We start from the raw sequence: 20,013 nt of genomic DNA on the forward strand, positions 1-20,013 counted from the left end.
CCACTCACGAGCGCGTGACAGCTGGCAACAACGGATATCTTTGCGACAGCATGGATCGCCCCGATCGGGACGGGTCAGATCACTAAGGGGGATTTTGCTGGCACCCGTTTGAGTTGGTCACGATTTGGTCACAACGTGCAAATTCTGACTGCCAGGGCTCGCTCGCGGTCAGAATGTCCGTCGAGGCGACCGTTAGCTGCCTGCGTCGGTCCAGCGTTGCCAACGATCGGCTCAGCTACCTTGGACTTCGGGGAATCGGGAGTCCCCGCGAATCAATTCGGATCGATTCGAAGGGCACAAAAACTCATGAAGTTCAGCAATATCGTCGCGCGTCGGCGAGTCGCCGGCGTCAGCGCCGGCTGCCTGCTCGGGGGAACGGCTATCGGCCTCGTCGCCGCGCCGTCGGCGGCCGCCGCCCCCGACTGCAGCCCCGCGGGTGTCAACGCCACGGTTTCTTCGGTGCAGGGTGCCGCAGAGCAGTATCTCGCGGCGCACCCGGGCGCAAACCAGGTAGTCAGCGCCGCGTACGGGCAGCCGCGTGCGGAAGCCGCCTCCAGCCTGCGCGGCTACTTCACCGCGCACCCGCAGGAGTACACCGACCTGCGTGGGATCCTCGCGCCGATCGGCGAAACCGAGCGCGCGTGCAACATATCGGCGCTGCCGGGAAATCTGGAATCGGCTTACCACGAGTTCATGGCCGGCTGATTCCGCCCGCATACGACCCGCCACACCGCCGTGGCGGGTCGTATTGCGTTCGCGGATGGCCGGTGTGAACTGTCCCGTGTGCGGGTAATTCCCAGTCAGCCAATGGGACTGGGAGGTGAAGATGAGGCTACGACGAAGCATGCTCAGCGGGCCGGGGATCGCCCGCAAACGCCGGGGCAACGGCTTTGCTTACTACGCCCCCGACGGCGACCTGCTTGCCGACGATGCCGCCCTGCAGCGGATCCGGGACTTGGTGATTCCGCCGGCCTGGAAGAAGGTGTGGATCTCGCCGCACCCCAATGGCCACATCCAGGCCGTCGGCACCGACGCGGCCGGTCGCCGTCAGTACCTTTACCATTCCGCGTGGCAGCAGGAACGAGCCGAGGAGAAGTTCGACCGGGTCCTGGACCTCTCCGCCCGGTTACCGGATTTCCGGGCTCGAATTATGGCCGACCTCACCCGCCGAGGTGCGTCGCGGGAACGCGTGTTGGCGCTGGGGTTGCGCCTGCTGGACCGTGGCTACTTCCGTTCCGGCGGCGAGCAATACGCCGAGGAACACGAGTCCTACGGCATCGCCACGTTGTTGTGTGACCACGTGACCGTGCGTCGCGACACGGTCGACTTCGACTACCCGGCCAAGAGCGGCGTGCAGCGCACCGTGCAGGTCGAAGACGCCGAATTGGTTCGCGCGGTGCGTTCACTGATGCGACGTCGCCAACGCGGCGAACGATTACTGGTGTACCGCAACGCATCCGAATGGGTCGACATTCGGGCCGAGGACCTCAATACCCGGTTCAAGGAGCTCGTCGGCGACGAATTCACGGTCAAAGACCTGCGGACCTGGCACGGGACGGTGTTGGCGGCCGCCGCATTCACCGACGCGGATCCTCCTGTGTCGCAACGCGTGGTCAAACGCGTCGAGGCGGCGGTGATGAGAGAGGTCGCCGAGGAGCTGGGCAACACCCCCGCGGTAGCCCGCGGCTCGTATGTGGATCCGCGGGTCGTCACCGGTTACCAACGGGGACTCACCATCGCCGCGGCCACCCAGCGAGCCGCCCGCGCGCGCCGTCCCGATGCCGCCCAGGAGATATTGGAAAAGGCGACTCGTGCGCTGATCCGACGCGTAGCCAAGGGCGGCAGCGCATCTCAGCGGCCGGTTCTGGCCAAAACGGCATGATTGATCGCCACTGAACGCATCAGATCATTGTCTGAGCGTGGTGTGTGGGCTCTCGCCGTAGGTCTGCCGATAGAGCACCGCGAACCGGCCGGTATGGATGAATCCCCACCGGTGCGCGATCTCGGTGACAGTGGTCGCAGCGCGCTCGCCCGCCATCAAGTCCAGATGCGCACGATGCAGCCGCACGCGACGCAGATACCCCGTCGGAGTGGTGTCGAGCTGATGCCGGAATAGATACTGCACTGCCCTGGGCGTGAGATGCACTGCGGCCGCGACCTCGTGGACGCCGACGTCACTGGCAGCGTGGCAGTGGATAAACGACACTGCGTCCTTGAGTGCTTCCGGAATCGCCGGATTGCTCAGCGCATCGCTGGCCGCCGTCAGGTTGGACGGGTAACACTCGAGCAGGGCGGTCGCCAACACCGAGGCTGCGGATGCAGCGATCAACGGCTGCTGGACGGTGTCCGCCGAAGACAGGCTGGCGGAAGCGTAATCCAGTGCCCGATGCCAGGCGCGCGCGGCGGCTTGTGAACGTGGCCACCGATCCAGGAACCGGATCTTCTGCGGCAGCGGCGCGTGCAGATCGGCGGCGGCCTTGCGCAACGTATCTTCGGCGATGCAAACGACATCGAATCGGGCGGAATCCACGTGCAGCCCGCAGGACATCCCGTCGGCGACGAGCACCGGGGACTGCTGCTCGGGCAGTGGACTTGCGCTGGTGATCAACGAACCGGCGCGAGGCTGGATCACGAGAATACGTTCGGCCCCAGGGATCTCGTAGCTGGCCCGGCCCTGGATTACGACTTCGTCGAGCGTCATCGAACCCACATCGCAACGCCGGTGCTTGACGACCGCGCGTTTGCCGATGCTCACGATCTCCCAGCCGGGTACGTAGGCGGCCCTAAAAAAGGGCCGTGCGCTTTCAGGATCGAACGTGCGGAACTGCTCATGACGAACCGCGACCGGTCGGGATAATCTGCCCGGATCATCGGCAGCACCGAGGTCGGCGTTGATCGAATCGAATAATCCACCGGCTACGTCGTCGGACGCACCGTGGGCCGTGTTTTCGGTGATGCTCGTCATCATCTCACCTTCAGTAGAGCGAGCGTACCGAAAGACCGCCCCCCCTCACCGTGTGACCTCTTCGGTTGCGCCGCGCCGCGTTCGGCACAGCACGCGTGCTGAGCTGAGTTTTCCATAGATGGCCAGCGAATCCAGCGCGATCCGACGCCACGTGTAGCGCGACAGCGCCCGGCTCCGGCCCGCCGCGCCCATGCTCTTACAGCGAAAACTTTGCACTGGAACGCTTCTCAACGCGGCGCTCAATTCGACCGGATTGTCAGCCGACAGCACAATCCCGGTGACGTCGTCCACGACGATGTCACTTAGGGCACCGACGGGCAACGCGATGACTGCGAGTCCAGTGGCCATGGCCTGCAATACGGGCGTCGCACGTTGCGATTGTCGCGGCGTACACACGAGCACCGCAGCCGATCGCAGTAGCATCGGCAGCTCGTCGCCGGGAACGGTACCGGAGAACCGTACCCGGTCAGCCACCCGTAGCTCTCTTGCGAGACGCCTTAGCTTCGCCCGCGCCTGGTCGTGGGCCCGGTTGGTCGCCCCGGTTTCCGCGAAGACGAGCTCCGTGGCCGGAACCCTGGGCAAAGCCTTGACGGCAATATCAAAACCATTATCTAACAACGGATTTGGTGCCACGCATAGAATGCGGTGAGGGTCGGTGCACTCAAGCACCGGGCCTGTAGGAGCGAATTGCTCGACGTCGATACCGCCGCAGAAGACCGACGCCCGCTCGCGGCCATGACGCAACCTGGCCAGCACGTCGGGCTCGGCACTACACTCCGCGGTTGCCCATCTTGCATTCCGTGCCAACAGCGACTCGATGCGCTGTTGTTCCATGCCTTTGGCCGCAGTGGCATCCGGATACGACTGCGACAGCGCGGCCAAGGCCTGGAAAGTCTGCACCGTAGGCAAGGCTTCTCGGCGCGCGGCCAGTTGAGCCGCCAGCCCGCCCAACCACCCGAATGCGTGCACGACGTCGGGTTGATCAGATAGCCAGCACCTTTCGAGTTTGGCCGCCCAATCCCCAACGAACGGGAGCATGTCCGCGGCCGATCGCGCCGCGGCCGGGCCGACGCACCCCGAAACGATGCGATATCCCCGATCGCTGCGCGATTGCGCCGGACGCCGGTCTCCTTGCCTGACGTAAACTCCGACGTCATGCCCTTGGACGCTGAGGGCGCCGCCGAGCAGGGCGGGGTCGTCACCGATGAAGTCGTCGCCTGCGACGATCGCGATCCTCACGACAAGTCCCTTCGTAGACCCGCTACCGAACTCCTCGTTGAGATCTTCGGTGCATACCGCCTCCTCGCGACAGGAGGCCGTACCCACATCGGCGCTTGGTAAACGCGAAAGCTCCGGGTGCTTCGCCGGCGACCCGGATGCTTCGCAAGTTGGCCACAGGCTCGCTGCGCGACGCTATGAGGACTGCAGTGCCGCCGCCGACGGGTGGACACTGAACACATGACGACGAATGGCCACCGACCACAAGTTGAACTGGTGGTCCTGCTGGCCTCGGCCGGTGGCTTGGACGCACTGTCGGCGGTCTTGGTCGCCCTGCCGGCCGAATTCGGGGCGGCGGTCGTCATACAACAGCACCTCGGCGGGCAGTCCAGCGTGCTGCCGACGATTCTGCGTAGGTCGACGGCACACCCGGTGAGCTGGGCGCGCGACGGACAAGTGGTTGAACATGGTCATGTGCTCGTATGCCCGCCGGACATGCATATCGAATTGATGCCGAACCGTTCGTGCAGGCTGCGCACAATGGCGTCGCTCGCAGAGCGCCGCTTCGACGTGCTGCTGGCATCGGTGGCGAGCTCGTTTGGCCCACGGGCACTGGCGGTCGTGTTGTCGGGCTCCGGCCGGGACGGCGCCGAGGGTGTGGCGGCGATGAAACGGGCCGGCGCCATCGTCATCGCCCAGAGCCCCGAGACCGCTCACTACCCGTCGATGCCGATCGCCGCGGCCAAGGCCGGTGCGGATCTGGTTTTGCCCGTTCACGACATCGGTGGCGTCCTGGCCCGCATCGTCGAAGGCGCGCCACTACCGTCCGTATCGGACGCAGGCGAGACCGCCAATTCTTTCGGGACGCCGCCACCGAAAACGGGGCGCAAGATGACGCCTGCAGGAGGGGAGCCGACGGAAACCGGTGAGATGACTGATGCCCAGCACAACGGTCGGACCCAGCTATCAGTCGACCGCGCCATCGGCAGCGCGGCTATCCGCGCCGAAGCCGCGCGGCTGCGCGCCGCCGAACTCCGGCGCAGGCGCCAGGATCTGGCCGCCGGGTTCGGCGCCACGGCAGAGACGGTGGCAATCGCACAACGCCGGGCGGAAGAGTCCATCCGCCGTGCCCAACAGGCCCGGCAGGCCGCCATGCACGCAGCGGCGCATCGGCACAAGTGATCACGAACGCTGCTGCTAGCCAGTGACTTCCATCAATAGCAGCGCTCCCCCGACAACTCCATCGGCCGAGCGAAACGAGGTGCACGTGACCCGCACCTGGGCCGGACGGCCACGTCGGTTGACCGCGTCGATCGTCGTTTCACCGAAGCTGTCCTGGTCGACGAACGCACTACCGATCAACGGCCCGCACGGTCTCCAGCGGCAACCCGATGTCAAGCGAAGTCAACCGCGTCCCGGTCGTCTCGTCGGCACGCAACCCCCAGAGGTCCTCGCAGCCCCGGTTCCACACGATCACCTTCATCTCCCGGTCCACCACGACCATCCCCAGCTGGACCGAGTTGATCAGTGAATCCAGAAAGTCCTTGGCGTCGTCTAGTTCGAGGCTGCGCTCGCGCAGTGTGTCGTTGATGGTGTGCAGCTCGTCGTTGGTCGACTGCAACTCCTCGTTCATCGTCTCGAGTTCTTCGTTGGTTGACTGCAGTTCCTCGTTGGTGGTCTCGAGCTCCTCCACCGTGGATTGGAGTTCTTCGTTGGTGGTCTCGAGTTCTTCGTTGGTCGACTGCAGCTCTTCGTAGGCCGCCTCGAGCTGCCGATTGGTCTGGACGACCTTGTCCAGCAGGGCGCGCGTACCGGTGACGTCGAAGAAGACGATCGACACGCCTAGCAGGCCATTTTCGGCATCGACGAGAGGGTTGACATGGATCTCGAACCAGACCGTATCCGCGCCCGGTCGCTGCCATTTGACGTCCGGAATGCGCGCGGAACGGCGCTCCACCTTCGCTTGCTCGAGGTAGGCACGCAGTTCGACCGGACGATAGGAAACCTCCAGATCGCGCAGTAGCCGGCCTATGTCGCGGGCTGATAGGCCGAAGACGCTTTCCGCCTGTTGATTGATCATCGCAACGGTATCCTCGCCGGTGACCACGATCTGGGCCACCGGACTGGCGCGAAAAGCCAACTCGCGCACCGTGGTCAGACCCGGCAACTCGCCGTGGCGATCATAGAACGCCGCCGCCGGGTCGAAGCGGTCGACACCGCCGTGAGTCCCGGCCGTCTTGCGGAAGATCCGGTTCTTGAGGTTCAGCGGAGTGAACCGGTCACTGTGACTCAACAGCATCTCCGCGTGCCCAAGAAACAGCGTTCCCTGCGGTCCTAGTGCGAAATGCAAGCGCCCCAGCACGTTTCGCTGCGTCTCGGCATTCAGATACATCAAGGTATTGCGGCACACCAGTAGGTCGACCCGCGAAATTGGCGCATCTTTGACCAGATCGTTGCGGCCGAATATGACTGCGCCGCAGATCCTTGTGAAATATGTAGCGTCCGTTGACCTGTTCGAAATAGCGCGCCAACAAATCCGGGGGCACCGACTCGACCGCCCTGGCGTCGTAGGATGCGGCGCGCGCCTCGCCAAGCGCTTCCTCGTCGATGTCGGTGGCGTAGATCTTGACTCGCTGCCGGAACGCATCGGGCCCGAGCGCTTCGGCGAGCAGCATGGCCAGGGTGTAGGCCTCCTGTCCGGAGGCGCATCCCGCACTCCACACCCGGATCGGGTCGCTGGGACCGCGCTCGGCCAGCATCCGCGGAATGACCTCCTCGCTGACAAAATCCCAGGCTTCTGGGTCCCGGAAGAACGCGGTGACATTGATCAAGATGGTGTTGAATAGCGCAGCGAACTCGTCCGAGCTTGCTTGCAGAACATCGAGGTATTCCTCGTAGGAGGTGTATCCAGCGTGGTCCATCCGATGGCGCACGCGGCGCATCAAGGAGGTGCGTTTGTAGCCGGTGAAGTCGAAGCCGCGGGAATCCCGCATGTAACGCAATAGAGCCTCGAAGGACTCGTCGATAGTGTCGTCCATGGAGATCCCCGTCGAGGTCAGCAGCCGCAGGACTTGAACAGTACTCGCGAGGCTAGAGCTGGTTTTCCCGGCCAACCACGGCCCACACCGTCTTGCCGGATGACGTTGGGGTGTTCCCCCAGGCCCGACAAAGGACGGAGACGATGGACAGCCCCGACAACGCTTCGGCGCCGCTTTCGGTTTCGAGCCTGACCGCCGGTACCCGGCTGCCATCCTCCACCGCCACAGTGACGGTGTCTCGATGGCTCTCGACAATCAACACTGGTGCACTGTCGGTGTGATCCAGGACGTTTTCCACGAACACCGTGGCAACGGTTCCCGCAATCGGGATCAGATGGCGCTGGCTCCACGCGGTAAGCCACTCCGCGATCAAGGCGCGGGCCAGACCGACGCTGACCGCTCTTGCGGGAAGCTGGGTCCGCGCCCGCTTGCGGCCGTCAAGCGAACGGTCTGCGGCGGCGTTCATCGCTGAGTTGCGGTCGCGATATACCGGCACGTACCGGGAAACGCCACTCGCCGTGATGGCGTGGCGCGCCTGCTGGTCTTCACACACCAGCAGGATCGGTACGTCCGGCCAGATGCTGACGTGCCAGCGAGCGCTGGTAAACACCGACCATGCAGAGTCGGAGGCAGCGGACAGATCGTTGACGTCGACAATCACGGCGCACGGCTCGTCCAGAGCGGCCTTGATCACCGCATCACGGAGCTGCCGATAAGTGGTGCCATCCAGTGCCCCGGCGACGGTCAGGATCACCGTGTCCTGATGGCGATGTGCGTCGACTTCGACGAGTGACTCAGCCACCGGCATCACCGAACTCACTCGGTCGTGACCCGGTAGCCGTCAGCCGCGCGCCAAGTATCGCCAACGCGCGTTCGGTTTCCTCGGCCTGGGCGCTGTAGCGCGAGAAGAGCGGACCGTGACCGACGCTATCGGCCAATTGCCTCGCGAGTTTTGCCTTTTCCTGCAGACTGCGCAGGGCTACCCAGAGCGCGCCTTCGACTTCACCGTCGCGAGCGGCCAACAGCGAATCGGGCGACCAGGCGTGACCAACACGGCAACGAAAGTGGCCCTCTCCGACCGACACCAGCGATCCGTTGCAGTCCGGACAGGAATATCCGGACGCCGGGCCTAATTCCTGGGTGTCGAAGCTCGTGGAGAATCTGTCCGCCATGGCAATACGGTTCTCCATCTCCATCCGGGCATCGTGCTCCATGGTCGGCTCCTTGATCTCCCGCCGCGACAGCAGCCTTAGCACGTCGCCGATTTCGGTCGCCGCGGCCTGTTGATCCAGCACACCCGCATCCTGCGCCTTTCCTGGCAGAGCCGGGAAAAGCGCGTCGTCAAGCGACTGACCGATCGTCGTTCCACCGCGGGAACGGATCGCTGCCAACCCCAGTACGCCGTCGTCGAGCACACCGGACAGCAGCACTCCGACGGCGCGGGGGCCGAACGCCAACGCAACCGAGCGGAACAACGCGTTGATCGCCGGGCGGTGGCCATTCTCGGTCGGTCCTTGCGACAGCACGACACGATGATCGAGAACGAGCAAATGGCGGTCCGGACTGGCGACGTAGATACGCCCCTGTTCCAGCTTCTCGCCGTCCTCGGCGGCGGCAGCGGGGAGCGGCCCGCTTCGGTCGATGATGCGCGCCAGGATGCTCGGCGCACCGGCGGGGATGTGCAAGGTCACCAAATATGAGTACGGCAAATCAGTCGACAATCCGGCGGCCAGATTCGACAGTGCTTCGACGCCTCCCGCCGAGGCACCGATAGCTACTACGCCGTGAAGGTCGTTGCTGGTCGCCCGGATCACCACTTTCGACTACCCCTATCAAGGGTAGGTAACCACGAGGGTGATGCATAGGTGCGTGGTCGCCCGGAGTTTGCGCCGGCTAGCGATCGCCCCCAGCTGGGTTTCACCCCCACATCGCGGGGAATTCTCGCCAAAGTGTCGCATCGATTATAGGAAGGTGACCAACGTGCCTAACCCGTCGATCAAGAACGAGAAGATGTACCGCGAACTGCGCAAGCAGGGCAACTCGGAAGAAAAGTCCGCGCGGATCTCCAACGCCGCTGCGGCGCGGGGAAAGTCCTCAGTCGGCCGCAAGGGCGGCAAATCCGGCTCCTACTCCGACTGGACGGTGCCGGAGCTGAAGAAGCGCGCCAAAAAGCTTGGTATGTCCGGGTATTCGAGCCTGACGAAAGACAAGCTGGTCGCCAAACTGCGCAACCACTGATCCACCCGACTCAGTCAGCCGGTAAGGCCTAGCCGTTCTACCAGAACCAGGAAAGCGACCGCGTAGTCGTTGTCGCCGGTCTCTTTCGTGATGCGATCCCAATCCAGGTGTTCACGGATCGCGCGGACGCCTGGGAGAAGTTTCGCGAAGTCGCAGTGATGCTCGTTGAGGGCGCGCAATTTCTGGATCACGACCATGGAGGGCGGAAATACCGGCATCGCGATTGCCAACACGTCGCGCCGCACGGCACAGTCGAGGGTGGCCGGCACCACCGGTTCGCCATTCAATCGGTGCAGTACATCTACGAGCGCCTCGCCGTTGCGGGCCTTGAACAACCAGTCCTCCGGGGGCTTTTCGATGGCAAATCCCGCATCGCGCAGGGTCGCGGCGGCGGTCTCTACGTCGGATTCGGCAACCACCAAGTCGACGTCGTGACTGGGCTCGGGTGCACCGTAAGCCCACAACGCGTAACTTCCGGCCAACGCGAAGCGCGGACCGTTCTCCTTGAGCGCCGACGCGGCGCTCCGCAGCGCCTCGCGCAGTTGTGCTGGGGAGTCCTGTGAATTTGCCGGGTTCTCCGAAGGAGCCATCGTGACTTGGTCATACCCGCCCGAAGGGGTACACAACCTTGACGGAGCGTCGTTTGAAGCCTGTTTAAGGAACGGCGGATTGGGCAATCGCCAGGTATGTCAGCGCCAGCACTTCGCAGCTACGATCGCGCCGTCGTAGTGGTTCCCGCCCACAACGAAAGGGCCGATCTCCCTGCCTGCCTACGTGCGGTATTGACGAGTGACCTATGCGTGCCGATTCCCGTCTTGATAGTCGTGATCTTGGATGCCAGCGACGATGAAAGCGCGAGGCTAGCCGGACAGTACGGGCCGGATGTGCATTTCGTCAGCGTCGATGTCCACAATGTGGGTGCCGCGCGGGCGGTGGGGTTCGGATACGGCCGCTCGCTGTGTCAAGTCGGCGACCGGTGCTGGTACGCCACCACCGACGCGGACAGCCGGGTGGACCCCGGTTGGCTGATCCATCAGCTGGAGCTGGGCGCGGACATGGTGCTGGGCGTAGTGCGTATCACCAACTGGCGCCAGCATTCCCCCGCCGTCATCGACCGCTATACGCAGGCTTACACGGCGGAACAGACGGATCGGGAAGGCCAGCACGGCCACGTCCACGGCGCCAACATGGGCTTCAGCGCCAGCGCCTACTGGCGGGTCGGTGGCTTTCGCGCAGTGTCCTCGGGCGAGGATGTCGACTTGGTCGAGCGGTTCGAGGCGGCCGGCTACCGCATTCACCGCGACGCCCAATTGTCGGTTATCACATCGGCGCGAACGAAGGCTCGGGCCCCGTTCGGATTCGCGCACTACTTGAGACAACTGGGGAGATCAGTGGCGGGTGATTGCGCGTGACGGCGGGATTGATCAAGCATTGGTTGGACTCGGGACGACTCGAGTTGCCGCTGCCCGCATCGGGACACACGCTGGAACGCTGGCGGCGCCTGTCCCTGCTGGCCGAAGAAGACATCGTCGCGGCCCGGATCGTCGAGGCCCACGTCGACGCCGTCGCGATCCTCCACGAGCTGGGCGGCAAACCCCCCGAGCTCGGTCAGCTTTGGGGTGTGTGGGCGGCCGAATCACCCGATGCGGTAGTGACGGCTACCGACGCGCAGGGCGCGTTCACGCTGAACGGGACCAAGGTTTGGTGCTCGGGAGCCGGGTTCTGCAGTCATGCACTGGTGACCGCCCGGCTGGACGACGGCAGCCGGGGATTGTTTGCAATCAAGATCGTTAACCCCGCGGTCAAGGCGTTGCCTTCCACGTGGTGGAACGCCGGGATGGCCGGAAGTGACACCCGGCCGGTGCAATTCAGCAACGCTCCGGCGGTCGCCATCGGCGAACCCGGTGATTACTTGAGCCGGCCCGGATTTTGGCACGGCGCGATCGGCGTCGCCGCTTGCTGGCTTGGCGGCGCACGCAGAGTTGCCGAGCCGCTATACCGCTGCGCCGCAAGCGAATCAGCAGACGCCTACTCATTAGCGCACCTGGGCGCCGTCGACGCCGCACTTGCGGCCGGCGACGCAATGCTGACCACCGCGGCAGCCCAGGTCGACGCCGACCCTTTCGACCGAGCCGATAGCGCACAACTACTCGCTCGCCGCGTCCGCGCAGTCGTGGAACACGCTGCCGACGAGGCCATTACCCGCACCGGCCGAGCGCTGGGCCCGGGGCCATTGTGTCAGGACGGTCGGCACGCGCAGCGGGTAGCGGACTTGAGCATCTACATACGGCAAAGCCACGCGGAGCGCGATCTGGCAGCGCTCGGGCGCCTCGCTGGGCAGCAGCACTGAGGGCAACGTGAGAACCCTTTCGACGAGCAATTGCGCGAGGTTTGCCGCCAAGCCGCTGACCCACAGCGGCACACCGGCGCCGGTATGGCTGGCCGCGTTGCACGAGAATCCCTTGGCGCCATTAAATCTCGCCGAATGCCCGGGCCTGGTTGTGGTCGCGCCCCACCCCGACGACGAAACTCTCGGGATAGGGGCCACGATCGCCCAACTCGTCGCATTAGGTGTCGAAGTCCAGGTCGTCTCCGTCAGTGACGGCGGCGCGGCGCATCCGGGCGCGACGCCGCTAGACCGAACCCGCATGGCGACCACCAGGCAGCACGAACTGCGCAGGGCAACGAGCACTCTAGGAGTGCCACCGCCGCAGTCGCTGCGCTTTCCGGACGGTCAGCTGGCCCAACACGAGGACCAACTGGCCGACGTACTCGCCGAGACGCTAGGCGCCATGGCGCCCGGTACCTGGTGTGCGGCTACTTGGCGAGGGGACGGGCATCCCGATCACGAATCCGTCGGGCGCGCCGCGGCCACCGCCTGCGCGCGCGCGGACGCCTTGCTGCTGGAGTATCCAATCTGGATGTGGCACTGGGCGATCCCCAACGATCCGGTGGTGCCATGGGATCGTGCGCTCACGGTGCCCGCGCCCGACTGGGCGGTTGCGCGCAAACGCCATGCCGCGCGCTGCTTTCGCAGTCAATTCGAGTCGAGCGCCGGCTCACCGCCCGTGCTGCCCACCTACGTGCTGCCGCGGCTGATGGCGGTGGGAGAGGTGCTGTTGCGGTGAGCGCGCGACTCCCCGACGCCTACTTCGACCAGATGTACGCCGACGCCAACGATCCGTGGCAGCTGTCGACGCGATGGTACGAACAGCGCAAGTACGCGATCACCTTGGCCATGCTGCCGAATAGCCGATACCGGCACGCATTCGAGCCCGGCTGCTCGATCGGCACGTTGACCGCGCAGCTAGCGCAGCGTTGCGATCGGGTGACCGCGGTGGACGTGGTAGAAGCGGCCCTGCATAGCGCGGATGTGCGGCTCCGGCAAGCGGATTGCCGGGACAGCGTGACGCTGGCCCGGTCTCCTCTCGACGCGGCATGGCCGCCAGGCCCCTTCGATCTGGTCGTGCTCAGTGAGGTCGCCTACTACCTCGAGGCCGATGCGCTAGCAGGGGCATTGGAACGCGAATGCGTTCGGTTGCAGCCTGGCACGAATGTGGTTGCCGCACATTGGCGCCACCCCGTGGCCGACTATCTGCTCAACGGCGACGCGGCCCACGCCATCATCGCGCGAACACCAGGGCTGATATCGCTGGGTCGTTACCGCGACCCCGACGTCGTCGTCGAAGTGTTCGACACGAGTGACGGTCGGGCGGTGGCGGCGCGCGAAGAGGTACCCGGAGCCCGCTAGCCGAAAGTGGGTATCGGACACCTATGCGCGTTGCGACCTTCAATATCCTGCAAGGCCGCACCGTGAGCGACGGTGTGCACCCGCAGCGGTTGCGGGACTGCGTCCGCCAGCTGGATCCCGATGTGCTGGCCCTGCAGGAAGTCGACTGCGGTCAGGCGCGGTCCTCGCACGCCGACCTCACCGCATTGGCCGCCGAGGCGATGGGAGCGGTGGAGCATCGGTTTGTGGCCGCGATCTCGGGCACTCCCGGCGCGACTTGGATGGCGGCGACCGGCGATGAACAACCCGGGACCGCGGCGTACGGAATCGCGCTGCTGTCCCGGTTCCCTGCCGCCAGTTGGCAAGTGGTGCGACTGCCCCGGATTCCGATGCGATTTCCGATGTATCTGCCCGGGCCAAACCGGGTGATGATCGTCGACGAGGAACCGAGGGCGGCCGTCATTGCCCGGCTGGACACGCCGCTGGGTCCGCTGACAGTGGCCAACACGCATCTGTCCTTCGTGCCCGGCTGGAACCGTCGTCAGCTGCGCCGGCTGGTCCGCGATTTACGTGGTTTTCCGGGTCCGCGGTTGCTGATCGGCGACCTCAACATGACGCCCCCGACAGTGCGTCGCTGGTCGGGCATGAGACCACTGGCCACAGCCCGGACGTTTCCCGCCGATGCCCCCGCCCGCCAGCTCGACCACATCCTGACCGATGATCGCAACCTGCGCGGTGGTGCGGCCGAGGCCAAGCCGATGCCGATCTCCGACCACCGGCCCCTGGTGGTCAACCTCGACCGTGCCTGAGTGCCGTTTCGCACCCCGGCGAGCGGGTAGGACCTAGCTATGTCGCAGACACCGCTACGAGCTCTGGCTTTGGTGTGCAGCCTGAAACCCAGTCCGGCGCCGTCCAGTAGCGAGCTGATCGCCGAGCACGTCTTCGCCACGTTGCGGGACGAGGATGTCGCGTGTGCCGCGGTGCGGTGTGTGGACTACGCCATCGCCCCCGGCGTCGAGCCCGACATGGGCGACGGCGATCAGTGGCCTCAGCTTCGCAGCCAGGTCCTCGAGTCGGACATCTTGCTACTGAGCACCCCGGTGTGGCTGGGTCACCCGTCGAGCGTGGCGCAGCGGGTGCTGGAACGCCTCGACGCCGAATTGTCGAACAGCGATGAACAGGGCCGACCTTCGCTGGCCGGCAAGGTCGCGATCGTCAGCGTGGTCGGCAACGAGGACGGCGCGCACAAGACCGTTGCCGACCTGTTCCAGTCGCTTAACGACATTGGCTACAGCATTCCCGCACAGGGCTGTACCTATTGGAATGGCGCGGCGATGGAAGCAACCGACTACAACGATCTCGATGAGATCCCCGAAGCGGTGGCATCGGCGACTGCGGCGGCCGCACGCAACGCCGCTCACCTAGCACGGACACTCAAATCCGCGGGGTATCCGCCCTACGAATAGTTTTGTTGCCGAATAGTGTTGTTGCAAAAGCACTCTGGTGCAAAAGCGGGCGGTTCAAGCGCCCCCGGTCGGGGTGCTGGGCCGCCTAATCGCGATGAGCCGCCGCCGAACCCGCCCGATGTCTTCGAGCGAAGGCATCTCGTGGATGCTGCGGGTGATCTCTACGCCGATATCGGTGTTTCCGACCGGACGTCCGCGTAACGCAAGTTCGCCGGCGATCTCGCGAACTTCGTCATCGGAAACGCGACGCGGCAACAGCGCCAGTAGCGGGAGATAACCGAGTGCCTGTACGCGGCTGGGGTAGCCGGCGCGCAAAAACGCGACGATACTGGTTGCTCGACCGACCAAGTCCATCTGTTACCTCGCTAACACACCGGCACGCCCGATGAACGGCGTCCTTGCCAGGTATAGCCCGGTGCCGAGGTTTGAAACCTCTGAGCAGCAGAAGGGGCCGACACCACGCTGGGCCGGCCCCATCCACGCCTGGGTTATTACTGATGCGATTTCTGGCGCTCTTCGGCGGCGTCAGCACCACCACGCGCGGCCTCGGCTTCGGCTTCCTTCTTGGCCGCGTCGCGCTGCGCGTCGGCCTTATCCTGCTGGGCCTTGCCCTCTTCGACGACGTCGTCGCGGCCGATCAGCGTCCCGCCGACCTCCTTTGCCTTGCCCTTGACGCCCTCGACGGCTCCCTTGATTCCTTCTTCGGGGCCACTGTTGTGCTCGCCCATAATTCGATCCTCCCTCTCGGAGTTATTGAACTCACGCTCGCCTGACCGCGAATCGATTGATCGGCTCACGTGTGTACTGCGAACGGTGCAGACAAATCGCCTGCCACGTCGATCAATTCGCTCGCTTGTAACGACTTCCCAACGGACAGCCAGCCAAACGGTCGAGGCGCGATCCGCAAACTCTCGCCTGGTCAACGGATCACGCCGTGCCGTGATCGCTCTCTCCGCCTGCCGCCGGCGCCGATTCGCGCGTTCGGACGAGTCTTTCCCGGGTAAAAGTAGTGGCCCGGAAGTCATCCGGTTACCCGAGCTGGAATCGAAGCTACTTGCGGGGCAAGGCGATGACCGCCGGGTCCGCACCTCAGAACCCGCATTGCCGGCGCTATCCCGCGGAGCGCTTTTGGCACCCGACCACGCCGTCGTCCTTGGTCCCGGTGTCGACACCTGGCTGGACGCTACGACAGGCAACGGTCAGGCCGGCGAATCCGCGGGGCCCGCAACCAAGGACGTGAACCGACCGGATGCGTAGTGTGCGGCTCACCGGTCCTATACGGACAGTCACAGGTTTCGACAACGAATAACGACAACTATTACGGGTACCACGACACCCGTGAGACGTGCCGAAGTCGCCCGCCCGGGTCAGAACGTTGTGGTCACTGGAGCCAGTGGCGGTATTGGGCGCGCTACGGCAGCGGCATTCGGCGTGCGGGGCGCAAACGTCGGCCTGGTTGCGCGGGGCGCGAAGGGATTGACCGCGGCGGCCCGCGACGTCGAGGCGGCGGGCGGCAAGGCATACGTCATACCGACCGACGTGGCCGACCCCGAGCAGTGCGATGCCGCTGCCGAGACGGCCGAGCGAACATTCGGACCCATCGATGTATGGGTGAATGTTGCTTTTACGTCTGTGTTTTCGCCGTTCGATCAGATCACCCCTGTGGAGTACCGGCGCGTCACCGACGTGAGCTATCTCGGCTACGTCTACTGCACCATGGCGGCGTTACGGCGAATGAAGCCCCGCGACTCCGGCACCATCGTGCACGTCGGCTTGGCGCTTGCTTACCGCGGTATTCCGCTGCAAACCGCATATTGCGGCGCCAAGCATGCGGTTCAGGGATTCCACGAGGCGCTGCGCTGCGAGCTGTTGCACGAGCACAGCAAGGTCCGCGTCACGATGGTCCAGATGCCGGCGGTCAATACACCGCAGTTCTCCTGGGTACTGTCGCGGCTAGCCAAGCAAGCACAACCCGTCCCCCCGATCTATCAGCCCGAGGTCGCCGCGCGAGCCGTCGTGTATGCCGCGAATCATCCTCGGCGGCGCGAGTATTGGGTGGGGGGCAGCACGATGGGCACGCTGGCAGCGAACGCGATCGCGCCCGGTCTGCTGGATCGCTACCTCGCCCGAGCCGGGTTCGGTGCACAGCAGACGGACCGCGACCGCCCGGCCGACCAGCCGGCCAACCTGTGGCGGCCCGCCGACGGTAGCGACGGTCATGACTTCGGCGCCCGTGGCATCTTCGATGACCGATCAAAGCGCCGCAGCCATCAGCCGTGGGCGTCCCACCACCACGGTGTAGTCGGCGCGGGCGCCACAGCAGCGCTTGCGGCGATGGCCACGGTGGCGGCCCGACAGTTACGTCGATGGTGCCGATGACCGCCGCCTTCGCGTACCGACATCGAACTGTTCCATCTAGGAGGGAAACGAATGGCCAAGCAAGAGGTTAGTGACTACTTACTGGAACGGCTGCGCGCGTGGGGCGTTCAACACGTCTTCGGCTATCCCGGCGACGGCATCAACGGAATTCTCGCGGCCTGGGGGCGCGCTGACAACGAGCCCAAGTTCATCCAGGCGCGCCATGAGGAAATGAGTGCCTTCGAGGCCGTCGGCTACGCCAAATTCACCGGCCGCGTCGGGATCTGCATGGGCACCTCGGGGCCGGGTGCGATCCACCTGCTCAATGGTCTCTACGACGCCAAGCTCGACCACGTTCCGGTGGTGGCCATCGTCGGGCAAACCAACCGCAGCGCCATGGGCGGATCCTACCAGCAAGAGGTCGATCTGCTGAGCCTGTTCAAAGATGTCGCCAGCGACTACGTCCAAATGGTCACCGTCCCAGAGCAATTGCCCAATGTGCTGGACCGAGCCATCAAGGTTGCAATGACGCAACGCGCCCCGACCGCGCTGATCATCCCGGCCGACGTGCAAGAACTGCCGTATTCGGCGCCCACCCACGCCTTCAAAATGGTGCCGTCTAGCCTGGGCATCGAATGGCCGGCCATCTCCCCCGACGACGCCGCGATCTCCCGCGCGGCCGAAATCCTCAACGGCGGCACGAAGGTCGCCATGTTGGTAGGCGCCGGCGCGCGGGGCGCGCGCCGAGGTGACCGAGGTCGCTGAGCTGCTCGGCGCCGGAGCGGCCAAGGCGCTGCTGGGCAAGGACGTGCTCTCCGACGAATTGCCTTGGGTTACCGGATCTATCGGCCTGCTCGGGACGCGTCCGAGCTACGAGCTGATGCGCGACTGCGACACGCTGCTGACCGTGGGATCCAGTTTTCCCTACACCCAGTTCATGCCGGAATTCGGGCAATGCCGGGCGGTCCAGATCGACGTCGACGGCCGGTTCATCGGGATGCGTTATCCCTATGAGGTCAATGTGGTCGCAGACGCAAAGGCGGCTCTGCGGGCCCTGATCCCGCAGCTGCAGCGCAAGGAGGATCGGTCCTGGCGAGAGGGCATCGAGAAGAATGTGTCGCGTTGGTGGGAAACCATGGACAAGGAGGCGCATGTCAGCGCCCACCCGATCAACCCGCTTCGGCTGTTCTCCGAACTGTCGCCGCAGCTGCCCGACGATGCGATCGTTACGGCCGATTCCGGGTCGGCGGCCAACTGGTATGCGCGAAACCTGAAGTTCCGTGGAAACATTCGGGGATCGCTGTCCGGGACGCTGGCGACCATGGGTCCCGGGGTGCCCTATGCGATCGGCGCGAAATTCGCGCACCCGGGACGGCCCGTCATCGCGTTCGCCGGCGACGGCGCGATGCAGATGAACGGTATGGCCGAGTTGATCACGATCAAGCGCTACTGGCAGGAGTGGGACGATCCGCGTCTGATCGTGGCGATCCTGCACAACAACGACCTCAACCAGGTCACCTGGGAGATGCGTGCGATGGCCGGTGCCCCGAAATTCGCTGAATCGCAGGTACTTCCCGATGTCGATTTCGCCGCGTTCGCGTCCGGACTGGGACTCAACGCGGTGGCCGTCAAGGATCCCGAAGAACTAGCGAACGCCTGGCGCGAGGCCCTGTCGGCCGACCGTCCGACCGTCCTCGACGTCTACACCGACCCGGACATGCCGCCGATCCCACCGCACGCGACGTGGGAGCAGTTCAAGGCGACCACCGCCGCGGTGCTGGCCGGCGACGAGGACCGCATCGGGTTCGTCAAGGAGGGCCTGAAAACCAAGGCGCAGGAGTTCTTGCCGCACAGGAACAGTTGACGTTTCGGGCCATGTCTACCGACTCGACCGCCTCCAACCTGAGGGCCACGGCATACACCATCCCGACCGACGCACCCGAGGCCGACGGCACGCTGAGCTGGAACGCCACCACGCTGATCGTCGTCGAGGCGCATTGCGCGGGCACAGTGGGTACGGGCTGGACCTACGGGAGCCCCGCGTGCGTTTCCGTCGTCAATGACGTGCTCGCCGACGTGGTCATCGGCCGTACCGTCCTGGATGTTGCGAGTGCCTCCGATGCCATGGTCAAAGCACTACGCAATGTGGGGCGCCAAGGCGTTGGTGGACAAGCACTTTCAGCGGTCGACATCGCGCTCTGGGATCTCAAGGCCCGACTGCTGGGTCTCCCACTGCATCGCCTGCTCGGTGCGGTGCGCGACACGGTAGCCGTCTACGGCAGCGGTGGATTCACGTGCTACAGCGACGAGCAGCTGCGCGAACAGCTCACGGGCTGGACGGAAGGCTTGGCCATTCCCCGGGTGAAGATCAAGATCGGCGAATCGTGGGCACCCGCGTCGACCGCGACTTGGCCCGGATGGACCGGGCACGCGATGCCATCGGCGACGCGGCCGAGCTCTACGTCGATGCCAACGGCGCGTATACCCGCAAGCAAGCCATCCGGGTAATGGCCAACGCGGCCGATCTGGAGGTGTGCTGGTTCGAAGAGCCGGTGTCCTCCGACGATCTCGACGGGCTGCGCGCGGTATCCGAGTCGGTGTACGCCGACGTGACAGCCGGCGAATACGGCTACGACCTTTCCTACTTCCGTCGGATGTGTGCATCCGGCGCGGTGGACTGTTTGCAGGCCGACGCGTCGCGCTGTGGCGGGATCACCGACTGGCTGCGCGTGGCGGCGATAGCGGCCGGTTACGGACTGGGCATCTCCGCGCATTGCGCACCGCATCTGCATCTGCATGCGGCCGCGGCCACGCCCAATCTGCGCCACCTGGAATGGTTTCACGACCACGCCCGGATAGAGCAGATGGCCTTCGACGGCACAGCGCAACCCATCGGCGGAGTTCTGCGGCCCGATCCCGATGCGCCGGGTCGCGGCTTCACCCTCCGCGCCACCGACATCGAAAAGTACCGAGAAGACTGAATCTTCAGCGAGGAGTTGA

19 protein-coding genes and 3 pseudogenes are annotated in these 20,013 nt (G+C 64.9%); 14 read left to right on the forward strand and 8 right to left on the reverse strand.

From position 1 onward, the window contains the following. The first annotated feature begins 306 nt into the window (after positions 1-306). Positions 307-705 carry a heme-binding protein gene (locus tag G6N54_RS10955; RefSeq protein WP_163790155.1) on the forward strand — a complete coding sequence of 133 codons (399 nt, stop codon included), beginning with the start codon at positions 307-309 and terminating at the stop codon, positions 703-705. Between the two features lie 121 nt (positions 706-826). Continuing rightward, entirely contained in the window at positions 827-1,882 is a 1,056-nt protein-coding gene (locus G6N54_RS10960; protein ID WP_163790157.1) for a DNA topoisomerase IB, read from the forward strand. 24 nt (positions 1,883-1,906) lie between these two features. On the opposite strand, the gene G6N54_RS10965 is transcribed toward G6N54_RS10960, so the two are convergent. Next, entirely contained in the window at positions 1,907-2,965 is a 1,059-nt protein-coding gene (locus G6N54_RS10965) for a helix-turn-helix transcriptional regulator (RefSeq protein ID WP_232073633.1), read from the reverse strand. Positions 2,966-3,010: 45 nt separating this feature from the next. Continuing rightward, on the reverse strand, positions 3,011-4,204 hold the full coding sequence (locus G6N54_RS10970; RefSeq protein ID WP_163790161.1) for a glycosyltransferase: 1,194 nt from the start codon (positions 4,202-4,204) through the stop codon (positions 3,011-3,013). Between G6N54_RS10970 and G6N54_RS10975 the strand changes: the two genes are divergently transcribed. Together G6N54_RS10975 and G6N54_RS10980 are read left to right on the forward strand one after the other, a co-directional pair. After that, the gene (locus G6N54_RS10975; RefSeq protein WP_163787992.1) at positions 4,121-4,306 is read left to right on the forward strand and encodes a hypothetical protein; all 186 of its coding nucleotides are present in this window, start codon (positions 4,121-4,123) and stop codon (positions 4,304-4,306) included. The two genes, G6N54_RS10970 and G6N54_RS10975, sit on opposite strands and share 84 nt — an antisense overlap. Before the next feature lie 117 nt (positions 4,307-4,423). Beyond that, positions 4,424-5,365, forward strand: coding sequence for a chemotaxis protein CheB (locus G6N54_RS10980; RefSeq protein ID WP_163790163.1), 942 nt, complete (start codon positions 4,424-4,426; stop codon positions 5,363-5,365). 15 nt (positions 5,366-5,380) lie between these two features. Here G6N54_RS10980 and G6N54_RS10985 read toward each other — a convergent pair. From G6N54_RS10985 to G6N54_RS10995, 3 genes and pseudogenes are all read right to left on the reverse strand, one after another. Beyond that, positions 5,381-7,221 (reverse strand): annotated as a pseudogene (locus G6N54_RS10985) (CheR family methyltransferase). 52 nt (positions 7,222-7,273) lie between these two features. Beyond that, positions 7,274-8,029: an STAS domain-containing protein gene (locus G6N54_RS10990; protein ID WP_163790166.1), complete on the reverse strand. Its 756-nt coding sequence runs from the start codon at positions 8,027-8,029 to the stop codon at positions 7,274-7,276. Beyond that, complete coding sequence (locus G6N54_RS10995; RefSeq protein ID WP_163790168.1) at positions 8,016-9,038, reverse strand: chemotaxis protein CheB; 1,023 nt, start codon at positions 9,036-9,038, stop codon at positions 8,016-8,018. The genes G6N54_RS10990 and G6N54_RS10995 overlap by 14 nt, the downstream gene beginning before the upstream one ends. Positions 9,039-9,201: 163 nt before the next feature. On the opposite strand from G6N54_RS10995, the gene G6N54_RS11000 reads away from it, so the two are divergent. Next, positions 9,202-9,459 (forward strand): SAP domain-containing protein, encoded by a 258-nt coding sequence (locus tag G6N54_RS11000; protein ID WP_163794657.1) that lies wholly within the window; start codon positions 9,202-9,204, stop codon positions 9,457-9,459. Between the two features lie 14 nt (positions 9,460-9,473). Here G6N54_RS11000 and G6N54_RS11005 read toward each other — a convergent pair whose 3' ends face one another. After that, complete coding sequence (locus tag G6N54_RS11005) at positions 9,474-10,049, reverse strand: nucleotidyltransferase (protein ID WP_163790170.1); 576 nt, start codon at positions 10,047-10,049, stop codon at positions 9,474-9,476. Between the two features lie 96 nt (positions 10,050-10,145). On the opposite strand from G6N54_RS11005, the gene G6N54_RS11010 reads away from it, so the two are divergent. From G6N54_RS11010 to G6N54_RS11035, 6 genes are read left to right on the forward strand one after another with little or no spacing between them, the layout of a single operon-like run. After that, positions 10,146-10,871, forward strand: coding sequence for a glycosyltransferase (locus G6N54_RS11010; RefSeq protein WP_163790172.1), 726 nt, complete (start codon positions 10,146-10,148; stop codon positions 10,869-10,871). Next, on the forward strand, positions 10,868-11,809 hold the full coding sequence (locus G6N54_RS11015) for an acyl-CoA dehydrogenase family protein (protein ID WP_163790174.1): 942 nt from the start codon (positions 10,868-10,870) through the stop codon (positions 11,807-11,809). Before G6N54_RS11010 ends, G6N54_RS11015 begins: the two co-directional genes overlap by 4 nt. A 7-nt stretch (positions 11,810-11,816) precedes the next feature. Then, the gene (locus tag G6N54_RS11020) at positions 11,817-12,587 is read left to right on the forward strand and encodes a PIG-L deacetylase family protein (RefSeq protein ID WP_163790175.1); all 771 of its coding nucleotides are present in this window, start codon (positions 11,817-11,819) and stop codon (positions 12,585-12,587) included. Beyond that, positions 12,584-13,210, forward strand: coding sequence for an SAM-dependent methyltransferase (locus G6N54_RS11025; RefSeq protein WP_232073635.1), 627 nt, complete (start codon positions 12,584-12,586; stop codon positions 13,208-13,210). The genes G6N54_RS11020 and G6N54_RS11025 overlap by 4 nt, the downstream gene beginning before the upstream one ends. A 23-nt stretch (positions 13,211-13,233) precedes the next feature. Further along, positions 13,234-13,998, forward strand: a complete 765-nt coding sequence (locus tag G6N54_RS11030; RefSeq protein WP_163790178.1) for an endonuclease/exonuclease/phosphatase family protein — start codon at positions 13,234-13,236, stop codon at positions 13,996-13,998. A gap of 39 nt (positions 13,999-14,037) precedes the next feature. Next, positions 14,038-14,655, forward strand: coding sequence for a flavodoxin family protein (locus tag G6N54_RS11035; protein ID WP_163790180.1), 618 nt, complete (start codon positions 14,038-14,040; stop codon positions 14,653-14,655). Between the two features lie 54 nt (positions 14,656-14,709). Here the strand turns inward: G6N54_RS11035 and G6N54_RS11040 are convergent, their stop codons facing one another. Continuing rightward, positions 14,710-15,009, reverse strand: coding sequence for a DUF3349 domain-containing protein (locus tag G6N54_RS11040; RefSeq protein WP_163790182.1), 300 nt, complete (start codon positions 15,007-15,009; stop codon positions 14,710-14,712). Between the two features lie 137 nt (positions 15,010-15,146). After that, the gene (mbp1, locus tag G6N54_RS11045) at positions 15,147-15,383 is read right to left on the reverse strand and encodes a microaggregate-binding protein 1 (protein ID WP_163790184.1); all 237 of its coding nucleotides are present in this window, start codon (positions 15,381-15,383) and stop codon (positions 15,147-15,149) included. 610 nt (positions 15,384-15,993) lie between these two features. On the opposite strand from mbp1, the gene G6N54_RS11050 reads away from it, so the two are divergent. The 3 genes and pseudogenes from G6N54_RS11050 to G6N54_RS30425 all read left to right on the forward strand — a co-directional run bounded on the left by G6N54_RS11050 (position 15,994) and on the right by G6N54_RS30425 (position 19,994). After that, positions 15,994-17,034, forward strand: coding sequence for an SDR family oxidoreductase (locus tag G6N54_RS11050; RefSeq protein WP_197939585.1), 1,041 nt, complete (start codon positions 15,994-15,996; stop codon positions 17,032-17,034). A gap of 51 nt (positions 17,035-17,085) precedes the next feature. Beyond that, positions 17,086-18,877, forward strand: a pseudogene (locus tag G6N54_RS11055) (thiamine pyrophosphate-requiring protein). Between the two features lie 11 nt (positions 18,878-18,888). Beyond that, a pseudogene (locus tag G6N54_RS30425) lies at positions 18,889-19,994 on the forward strand (enolase C-terminal domain-like protein). Positions 19,995-20,013 lie beyond the last annotated feature (19 nt).

Source organism: Mycobacterium stomatepiae (assembly GCF_010731715.1).
GTDB classification, from domain to species: domain Bacteria; phylum Actinomycetota; class Actinomycetes; order Mycobacteriales; family Mycobacteriaceae; genus Mycobacterium; species Mycobacterium stomatepiae.

Excerpts from the sequence above, each read along its gene's own strand:
- G6N54_RS10955 (WP_163790155.1), top strand. The coding sequence starts at position 307 with ATGAAGTTCAGCAATATCGTCGCGCGTCGGCGAGTCGCCGGCGTCAGC.
- G6N54_RS10960 (WP_163790157.1), top strand. The coding sequence starts at position 827 with ATGAGGCTACGACGAAGCATGCTCAGCGGGCCGGGGATCGCCCGCAAA.
- G6N54_RS10965 (WP_232073633.1), bottom strand. The coding sequence starts at position 2,965 with ATGACGAGCATCACCGAAAACACGGCCCACGGTGCGTCCGACGACGTA.
- G6N54_RS10975 (WP_163787992.1), top strand. The coding sequence starts at position 4,121 with ATGCCCTTGGACGCTGAGGGCGCCGCCGAGCAGGGCGGGGTCGTCACC.
- G6N54_RS10980 (WP_163790163.1), top strand. The coding sequence starts at position 4,424 with ATGACGACGAATGGCCACCGACCACAAGTTGAACTGGTGGTCCTGCTG.
- G6N54_RS10990 (WP_163790166.1), bottom strand. The coding sequence starts at position 8,029 with ATGCCGGTGGCTGAGTCACTCGTCGAAGTCGACGCACATCGCCATCAG.
- G6N54_RS11005 (WP_163790170.1), bottom strand. The coding sequence starts at position 10,049 with ATGGCTCCTTCGGAGAACCCGGCAAATTCACAGGACTCCCCAGCACAA.
- G6N54_RS11010 (WP_163790172.1), top strand. The coding sequence starts at position 10,146 with ATGTCAGCGCCAGCACTTCGCAGCTACGATCGCGCCGTCGTAGTGGTT.
- G6N54_RS11030 (WP_163790178.1), top strand. The coding sequence starts at position 13,234 with ATGCGCGTTGCGACCTTCAATATCCTGCAAGGCCGCACCGTGAGCGAC.
- G6N54_RS11035 (WP_163790180.1), top strand. The coding sequence starts at position 14,038 with ATGTCGCAGACACCGCTACGAGCTCTGGCTTTGGTGTGCAGCCTGAAA.
- G6N54_RS11040 (WP_163790182.1), bottom strand. The coding sequence starts at position 15,009 with ATGGACTTGGTCGGTCGAGCAACCAGTATCGTCGCGTTTTTGCGCGCC.
- mbp1 (WP_163790184.1), bottom strand. The coding sequence starts at position 15,383 with ATGGGCGAGCACAACAGTGGCCCCGAAGAAGGAATCAAGGGAGCCGTC.